The 7,245-nt window shown below is 75.7% G+C and carries 6 protein-coding genes and 1 pseudogene; 5 read left to right on the plus strand and 2 right to left on the minus strand.

The features are described 5' to 3' along the window. Positions 1-221: 221 nt before the first annotated feature. Positions 222-1,463, minus strand: a complete 1,242-nt coding sequence (locus tag ACYVGT_RS19455) for a cytochrome P450 (protein WP_460860415.1) — start codon at positions 1,461-1,463, stop codon at positions 222-224. 611 nt (positions 1,464-2,074) lie between these two features. Here ACYVGT_RS19455 and ACYVGT_RS19460 point away from each other — a divergent pair. Further along, positions 2,075-2,476 (plus strand): ChaB family protein, encoded by a 402-nt coding sequence (locus ACYVGT_RS19460; RefSeq protein ID WP_460860419.1) that lies wholly within the window; start codon positions 2,075-2,077, stop codon positions 2,474-2,476. A gap of 1,324 nt (positions 2,477-3,800) precedes the next feature. On the opposite strand, the gene ACYVGT_RS19465 is transcribed toward ACYVGT_RS19460, so the two are convergent. Continuing rightward, positions 3,801-4,376: a hemerythrin domain-containing protein gene (locus tag ACYVGT_RS19465; protein WP_460860422.1), complete on the minus strand. Its 576-nt coding sequence runs from the start codon at positions 4,374-4,376 to the stop codon at positions 3,801-3,803. Between the two features lie 762 nt (positions 4,377-5,138). Here ACYVGT_RS19465 and ACYVGT_RS19470 point away from each other — a divergent pair. The 4 genes and pseudogenes from ACYVGT_RS19470 to ACYVGT_RS19485 form a co-directional block, all read left to right on the plus strand. Continuing rightward, on the plus strand, positions 5,139-5,414 hold the full coding sequence (locus ACYVGT_RS19470) for a hypothetical protein (RefSeq protein WP_460860424.1): 276 nt from the start codon (positions 5,139-5,141) through the stop codon (positions 5,412-5,414). Positions 5,415-5,567: 153 nt separating this feature from the next. Then, entirely contained in the window at positions 5,568-5,900 is a 333-nt protein-coding gene (locus ACYVGT_RS19475; protein WP_460860425.1) for a hypothetical protein, read from the plus strand. A gap of 175 nt (positions 5,901-6,075) precedes the next feature. Then, positions 6,076-6,924 (plus strand): SDR family oxidoreductase, encoded by an 849-nt coding sequence (locus ACYVGT_RS19480; RefSeq protein WP_460860427.1) that lies wholly within the window; start codon positions 6,076-6,078, stop codon positions 6,922-6,924. A 55-nt stretch (positions 6,925-6,979) separates the two neighbouring features. Next, positions 6,980-7,245 (plus strand): annotated as a pseudogene (locus tag ACYVGT_RS19485) (hypothetical protein); the annotation flags it as partial.

Here is a 7,245-nt window from a genome sequence, read left to right on the forward strand (position 1 = left end):
TTGCGGACACTGCGCTTCCGGGTTGTGCGCGTTTCTGCCGGGAATGGCAGTCCTGGTCGCCCCTGGGTTCTCAACCGTGCAATTCGAGAGCAATGTCACATTGCCGCGCAGTTTCGGCCGGTGCGGGCGCGCCACTGGGGAAAGCCTCCGGTTTATTGTCCGCCGACCGTTTTTCGCAGTGATTCTCCGGTTTTCCGGGCGGCGCCTGAGCGGCGGTGCTCTCACCGGCGCAGCTCGATGGCCACGCCGCTGCGCGGGCGGGTCGGGATGCGCCGAAGCGGGATCCGGAGGTCCTGGTCGGGGAAGTCCGCGCGCATCCTGCCCAGCTCGGCGCCGAACGCGTTCAGCAGCGCCAGCACCGCGTCCTCGCCGGGGCAGCGGTGTCCGGAGCGCTCATCGCCGCGGCCCTGGGGCAGGAGGAGGTCGTCGCCGGGCGCGGCGCCGTTCCCGAACCGCTCCGGGCGGAACTCCTGCGGCGCCTCCCACAGCCGGGGATCGTGGTGGCGGCCGTAGACGTCCAGCAGGATCAGCGTTCCGGTGTCCGCCGCGACGCCGCCCCACTCCCCCGGGGATACGGCGGTCCCGCCGAGGAAGGGGGCGATCGGGTAGAAGCGGCGGACCTCCTGCGCGATGCCCGGTGCGGATTCCCCGGGCGCGTCGCGAAGGCGGTCGTGGACTCCGGGGACCGAGGCTGCGGCGTGCGCGGTGAACGCGGCGTAGAAGGACACGGCGACCACCGGGCGCAGCAGGTTGAGCAGCTCGACCGCCGCGGTGTGCTCGTCGAGCAGTGTGCCGTCGGAGTCCCGGTGTTCGGAAACGGCGCGGAGCGGGCTGCCGGGCGCTGCGGGGAGCCCACCCGCGCGGACTTCGGCCACGAGCTGCCCCAGGCGGCGCTCCCAGCGCCGCCGCGCGCTCCGCCCGCGCCAGTGCCGCGGCGCCGGTGTGGCAAAGGCGTCCACCATGGCGACGAGATCGGCGGCGAGGCGCGGTTCGAGGCCGCGGGCGAGCGGAACCCCGGCCCACCGGCAGGCGCTGCGGGTCAGTGCGCGGGCCGATGTGCCGAAGACGGTGACCCGATGGCCGGCCGCTGCCGGGGCGGTGGCGTCGCGCCACGCCTCGGTGAAGGCGCCGACCAGGTCGGCGAGGTCCCCCGGGCGGTGCAGCAGGACGCTGAAGAGTGCCTTGCGGGAACGGTGCGCGTCACCGTCGAGCCCGTGCACGGAGCCGTGCCCGGTCAGCGTGCTGCGCACCGGTTCGGGCAGTGTGCCTGCGCGGCGGACGCGCTGCTCGTCGGAGAAGGCCCGCGCAGGGCCGGGGTCCCGGACGGCCACCGCCCGCCGGCCGAAGAGCCGCGTCGCCAGCGCGGGCGGCTCGTCCGCGCCGCGGAACAGCCCCGGAAGCCACAGGTACCCCTGGGACAGCAGAGCAGCGGTCTGATCGATCGGCGGTGGCGTTCTCAGCATGGGTGCACAGCTACCCGGGGGCCGAGCGCGGTAACCGTTCTCCTGCAGCGCATTGCCGCAGGTAAGACCGGAGGCTAGACCGCGGACCTGCGGGTAGCGGACGGCTGCGCGCCCGGCCCGGGCGCGCCGCGGGAAAGGAGGCCGCCGTGGTGGCGCAGACGCGCGAATTCCTGAGGAGCCGTCCGGAGCGTGCAGGGGCGCCCGCTCCAGAGGCGTTGGCGTGCTGCATCGACCGCCTCGCCGCCTGCGCGCAGGCGTGCACGGCCTGCGCCGGCGCGTGCCTCGCCGAGGGCCGCGCGGACCGGGCCGGATGCATCCGCAGCTGCCTGGACTGCGCGGCGGTCTGCACGGCAGCGGAAGCGGTGCTCACACGCGGAGCCGAGCCCGGCAGCGTGCACGTCCGGGCGCTTCTGGCTGCCGCCGCTGCCTTCTGCCGTGCCTGCGCCCGGGAGTGCGGCCGGTCGGCCGAGACCAGCGGTCCCTGCATGCTCTGCCGGGACATGTGCCTGCTCTGCGAGGACGCCTGCCAGATGGTGGCGGCCGGTGCAGGTGAGCCGGCCGGGCAGGGCGGGTAGAACGGGACGAAGCAACCCGTCCGGAAGGAGGACGGCATGCCTGCGCGAGAAGAGCTCCCGAGCACCCTGGAGCGGTCGTCGGACAAGGCCCAGCGGACGTGGATCGAAGCCCACGACTCCGCGGTGGACACCTACGGCGAGGGGGAGCGGGCGCACCGCGTCGCCTACGCCGCGCTCAAGCACACCCACCAGAAGGTGGGAGACCACTGGGAGGCGAAGCCGCAGGCCGGTCCCTCGGACCGGCGGGCGGCCGACCCGCACGCCCGCGACAAGTCCGGCGGCGGCGCCGGCGGCGTTGACGCCAATGCGTCCAAGAACCGGCTCTACCAGCAGGCCCGACGGGCCGGCATCCGCGGACGCTCCACGATGACCAAGACGCAGCTCGTCGATGCCCTGCGCCGCCACACGCGCAAGCGCACCAAGAGCGCCCGCAGCTGACCGCCGCAGGCGGTTCCGCCGCCCCGGACGGCAGGTCCGCCTGCCGCCGGCGCGGCCGGCAGCGACGCGCCGCCGGCATCCGGGGGCGTGGCGCCTCCGGGGCCGGGGGAGCGGGCGGGCGATGCGCACGAGTGGGGCTGGAGCGGCCCGGCCGCTCCAGCCCTCTGTGCGGGCAGCGGCGGGCAGCGCTGAGCGGTGGCGGATCCGCTGATCCTCCACATCGCTGGCGACGCCCCAGCTGGGGCCGTGCGGTTCCCACCCCGCCGCTGCGGATCGAGTCGCCCTCGGGCGTGTTGGGTGGACCACTGCCCTGCTGCGCGGCGCCCTGGCCCGCCCCTCGCGGCGCTCCTCAAGCGAGGAGGAAAACCCCGCCCTGACTCCCTTGTCGGCCGTGTGACGGGTGCACCGCCGACACCGCTCGCGGTGAACGCCATTCACCCAACACGCCCTAGCCCGGACTGCGCGGCCGCGGAGGATCGTGCCCCCGCAGCAGGGCCGTCCGGAGGCGGCCCCTGCTCACTGCGGGCGCGGGTGCCCGGACTGCAGGAGTCCGCCCGAGTTCGGCCCGGGCGGGGGAGCCTCGGCATCCTCTCGGTCACTCGGTTCCGTCTGGCAGCGCCGGTGCCGGGCCAGTCAGCTGAGAGGCCCCGCCGGTGGCCGGTTCGCCGCTCACCCGGTCTGCGCGGCCCAGCAGAAGTATGACGGGCCCCCGTGCCGCTGCCGGCGGCCTCCGCGCTGAGCACCCGGGCGGCCGTCCCGACCTGGCCGCACCTGAGTGGGCGCGGGCTTCGCCCCCTGCGAGTTGGAGGCCGTGGTCCCGGCGGCACCTCCGGTGAGCGGTAGCGGCCCTCGGGCACTGGGCCGGGCAGGGCATGTTCGGGCAGCTCGGGGAGTGCCGGCGGCGTTCTCCGTCCTTCGGCCTCCTGAGGTCCCGCGGCGCGGTGTCCGCGCTCGATGACGGCCTGCTCCGGCGCAGGGCGGGCGAGTCGATGGCAGACCGGCCGATCCGCCGCCCGGATGGCCGGCTGAGTGCCAGGGCGTGCCGGGCGGACCGCGGTCCTGCCGCGCACCGCCCGGGTGCGCCCCTCACTGCGTTCTCCCCGGTCGTCAGGGACACCCGCGGTGACCTCCTCGCCGGCCGTGCGGCGGGTGCGCCGGCGGCACCGATCCCGACCGACGCCGCCCGCCCGCCACGCCCGCGGCCCTGCGGCGGTCCGGACGGTGCGGCGCGCAGTTTCCCGGCGAACTCGGAGCGCCGGTGCGGTTCGGGTGCCGGCGGCGCCGACCCGCCGCGGCGGGAGGCGCACCGGGGCGGGCGGAACCGTCAGCGCCACGTCCGGGAGCGGAGCCGGTGGAAGCGGTCGCTGGCCGCCACTGCGAGCCGGGCGCTCGGCAGCAGGACGGGAAGCAGGGACGGGAACCGGGTCGGGAAGTGTGCCGCGGCGCTCCGGTACCGGTCGCCCCACCGGTGCTGTCCCTCCTCGCTCAGCGCGGTGCGCGCCAGCGGCAGCAGGTCGCGCTCTTCGGCGTCCATGTGCGTGCGCACGCAGTCGAGGAAGGCGTGCAGGTAGATGTCGAAGACCGGGTCCTGCGGGGTGAGGCGGCGCAGCTCGCCGAGGAGCCCTTCGGCCTCGCGGTGTTCACTGCGGGCCCGGTCGGCGAGGCGCGCACCGCCGGCGACCGAGCGCAGCGCCGGGAGCAGCGCAAGTTCTTCGGCGGCCGCGTGTGCGACCAGGGAGGTGAGGACCTGGCCCAGCAGCGCGCGCCGGCGGTCCGGGTTCCGGCTGGCCCCGAGTGCGGCGATCAGCCTCCGGAGTGCGCGGTGGTCGCGCTCGATCAGGTCGGTGAGTCCGCGCGGTCCCGCCTGGACCGCCTCCGCTTCCGTCTGCTGCTGCACCATGCGGCATCCCGCCTCGCCCATCGTGGACCTGCGCCGCAGCGGCTCTGCTGCTGCGCTCTGTGCGCCTGCCGCTACCCCGGTGCCGGACCGCTGATCCATCACCGCGCCGAGGTCGGCCGGGCTGCGCCGCCGGCGCTGCGCCCGGAGCGCAGCGGTGTCGGCGGCGGCCGCGGCCGATCGCCCGAACAGGGACCCGGGGCGGGCCCGGGCCGGCCGCTGTGCGCTGAGCCGCCGGGTTGCTGGATGCCGCCGCGGAGCCGGCCCGGTCCTCCCGCTCCTTGCGCTGAGGCGCCGAAGCGGCGGCCGGGGGAAGCGGCCCGCGTGCTCCGCAGAGGCCGGGCGCCGTTCCCTCCGCTGCGGAGGGGACCGGGGCGCCCCCGGGATGCGGCACCGCGGCCGCCACCCGGGATGCCTGCGTCGACCCTCCGGAGTCAACGGGATTCTCCTGGTGACGCTGCGGAGGTCAGTGCGTGCCGGGCAGACGGCCCGGGGCCGCCGGGAGACGTCCCGGAGCCGGAAGAGGTATGAGCGGTGTCCCGAACGGGATAGCGGGGCGGTGCCCCCGCAGGGGAACGGGGGCTCGGGGACGCCTCGGCTCCGCCGCGCAGAGCGCGGGGGGAGCGCAGCGGACGGGGCCGCCGGTTCGGCGGAGTCCGCCGCGCCGCCGCGCGGCTGGAGAGGGGCGTCGGGCGGCCCGCGCAGTGCAGTGCGCGGGCCGCCCGTTTCGCTACGACGCGACCGCACCTGCCGACCGGAGGAGACATGACCGCACTGCTGCCGAACCATCCCTACCCCGTGGGCATGCGCGTCCATGAGGCGGCCGAGGAGACGGCCGACGGGCATCGCGACGGTACCGCTGAGATCGTCGCCGTGCGCGCCGGCGAGGAGGGCGCGGCCTACGTCTATGACGTCGCCGCCGACCGGGGCGGCCGCCAGGAGTGGCCCTCGTACTTCACCATTCCGGCGGGCCTGTGGTGCCGCGGCCCCCGCCACCGGCGCTCCGATGCGCCGAACGCTGCTTCCGTCACCGGCACCTGACCGCGGTGCCCGCCGGCCGTACGGCTCTGCCTGTCCGCTGCTTCCCGGAACCCCTTCGGACCAGAAGGGGCGCCGGGCCCGCGGGCGGGCCCGCCCCCGGGCCCGGCGCCGCGCATAGCGCAGCGGAGGTCTGCACCGACCGCGGAGGAGAGCATGATCAACCCGCTACCGAGACACCCCTATCGCGCCGGGACGCCGGTGCACGACGCAGCAGAACTCCTGTGCCAGCACCAGATGCACGGGAGCGCGGAAGTGGTGGACGCGCACCCGCAGTCCGACGGCACCCACCTCTACACGGTCCGGATCAAGGACGGCGGCGGCCTCCGGCTCTGGCCGTCCTACTTCACGATCCCCGCCGGATTGTGGAACCGCCCCGGCCCCGAGCCGCCCGGGCGCGGTGCGCCGAGGGCCCCGCGAGTCCGGCCGCATGTCCGGCGCTTCCCACCGCGCGCTCTGCCCGCATCGCGGACCTCCGTGCAGGCGTAGCGCGCCCCTGCACCACCGCTGACAGCTGCGGGACCTGCCGGCTCCGCGCGGGCCGCGGCCGGAGCGGTACGCCCTGCGCGGTGGCGGCGGTATCGCCAGTGCAGCTGCGGGTAGCGGGGCGGGGTGCACCGGTGCCGGGCCGACTCCGGCGGAGGAACGCACGACGGGAGGCGTGATGAACCACCCGAAAGCCCAGAGCCAGACGCCGCCGGGAACCACCCCGCCGATGGACCCGCAGCCGCGGGACGAGATGCGCGGCTACACGGGCCGCGGCCTTCTGGCCGGCAAGCGCGCGCTGATCACCGGAGGTGATTCCGGCATCGGGCGTGCGGTGGCGGTGGCGTTCGCGAAGGAGGGCGCCGACGTCGCCATCGCCTACCTCGAGGAGCACGGCGACGCGGAGCGCACGGCGGGCCTCGTCCGAGCGGAGGGCCGGACCTGCCTGCTCTTCGCCGGCGACCTCGCGGACGAGGAGCGGTGCCGGTCCACCGCCGCCGGCGCCGCGGAAGGGCTCGGCGGCCTGGACGCGGTCGTGGCGCACCACGCCACCCAGGCGCCGGTCGGAGACTTCGCCGACCTGACCACAGAGCAGCTGCTGCGCACCTACGAGACCAACGTCTTCAGCGTGTTCTGGCTGCTCCGGGAGGCGGTGCGCTACCTCCCGGACGGCGGTTCCGTCGTCGTGACCGGATCGGTGAACGGGCTGCGCGGAAACGCTTCGCTGATCGACTACGCGACGTCCAAGGCGGCGGTGATGAACCTCGTCTCCTGCCTGGCGCAGCACTACGTGCACCGCGGCATCCGGGTGAACTGCGTCGCGCCGGGCCCGGTCTGGACACCGCTGATCCCGGCGACCCTGCCGGAGGGCTCGGTCGAGGGCTTCGGGAAGCAGAGCCCCATGCAGCGGGCCGCAGATCCGGACGAGATCGCCCCGTCCTACGTGTTCTTCGCGAGCGGCCGGCTGTCCTCCTTCTACACCGGAGAGACCCTCGCCCCGACCGGCGGCGAGATCCAGGCGTCCTGATCTCCCCGGTGCCGGGGGGAGCGCACTCCAGCGAACGGCGGAAAGGAAGGCAGCGATGAGCGAATCGGAGTCCGACCCCGTCCGCGGCGATGCGCCGGACTCCGCCGCGATGGCGGAGCAGGCGAACCCCCGGGGGCGGTGGACCTCGTGGGCCGCGGTGGCGGTGATCCTCGCCGGCGCCGGCGCGACCGGCGCGGCGCTGCCGCTCGGCGCCACCCCGTGGCTCGCACCGGGGCTGGCGCTCCTCGCCGCCGGCGCGGTGGCGGCCCTCGCCCAGCGCCTCGACGGCGACACGGTGGCCGACGACAGCCCGCACCGGCA

It is taken from the genome of Nocardiopsis coralliicola (assembly GCF_054779695.1).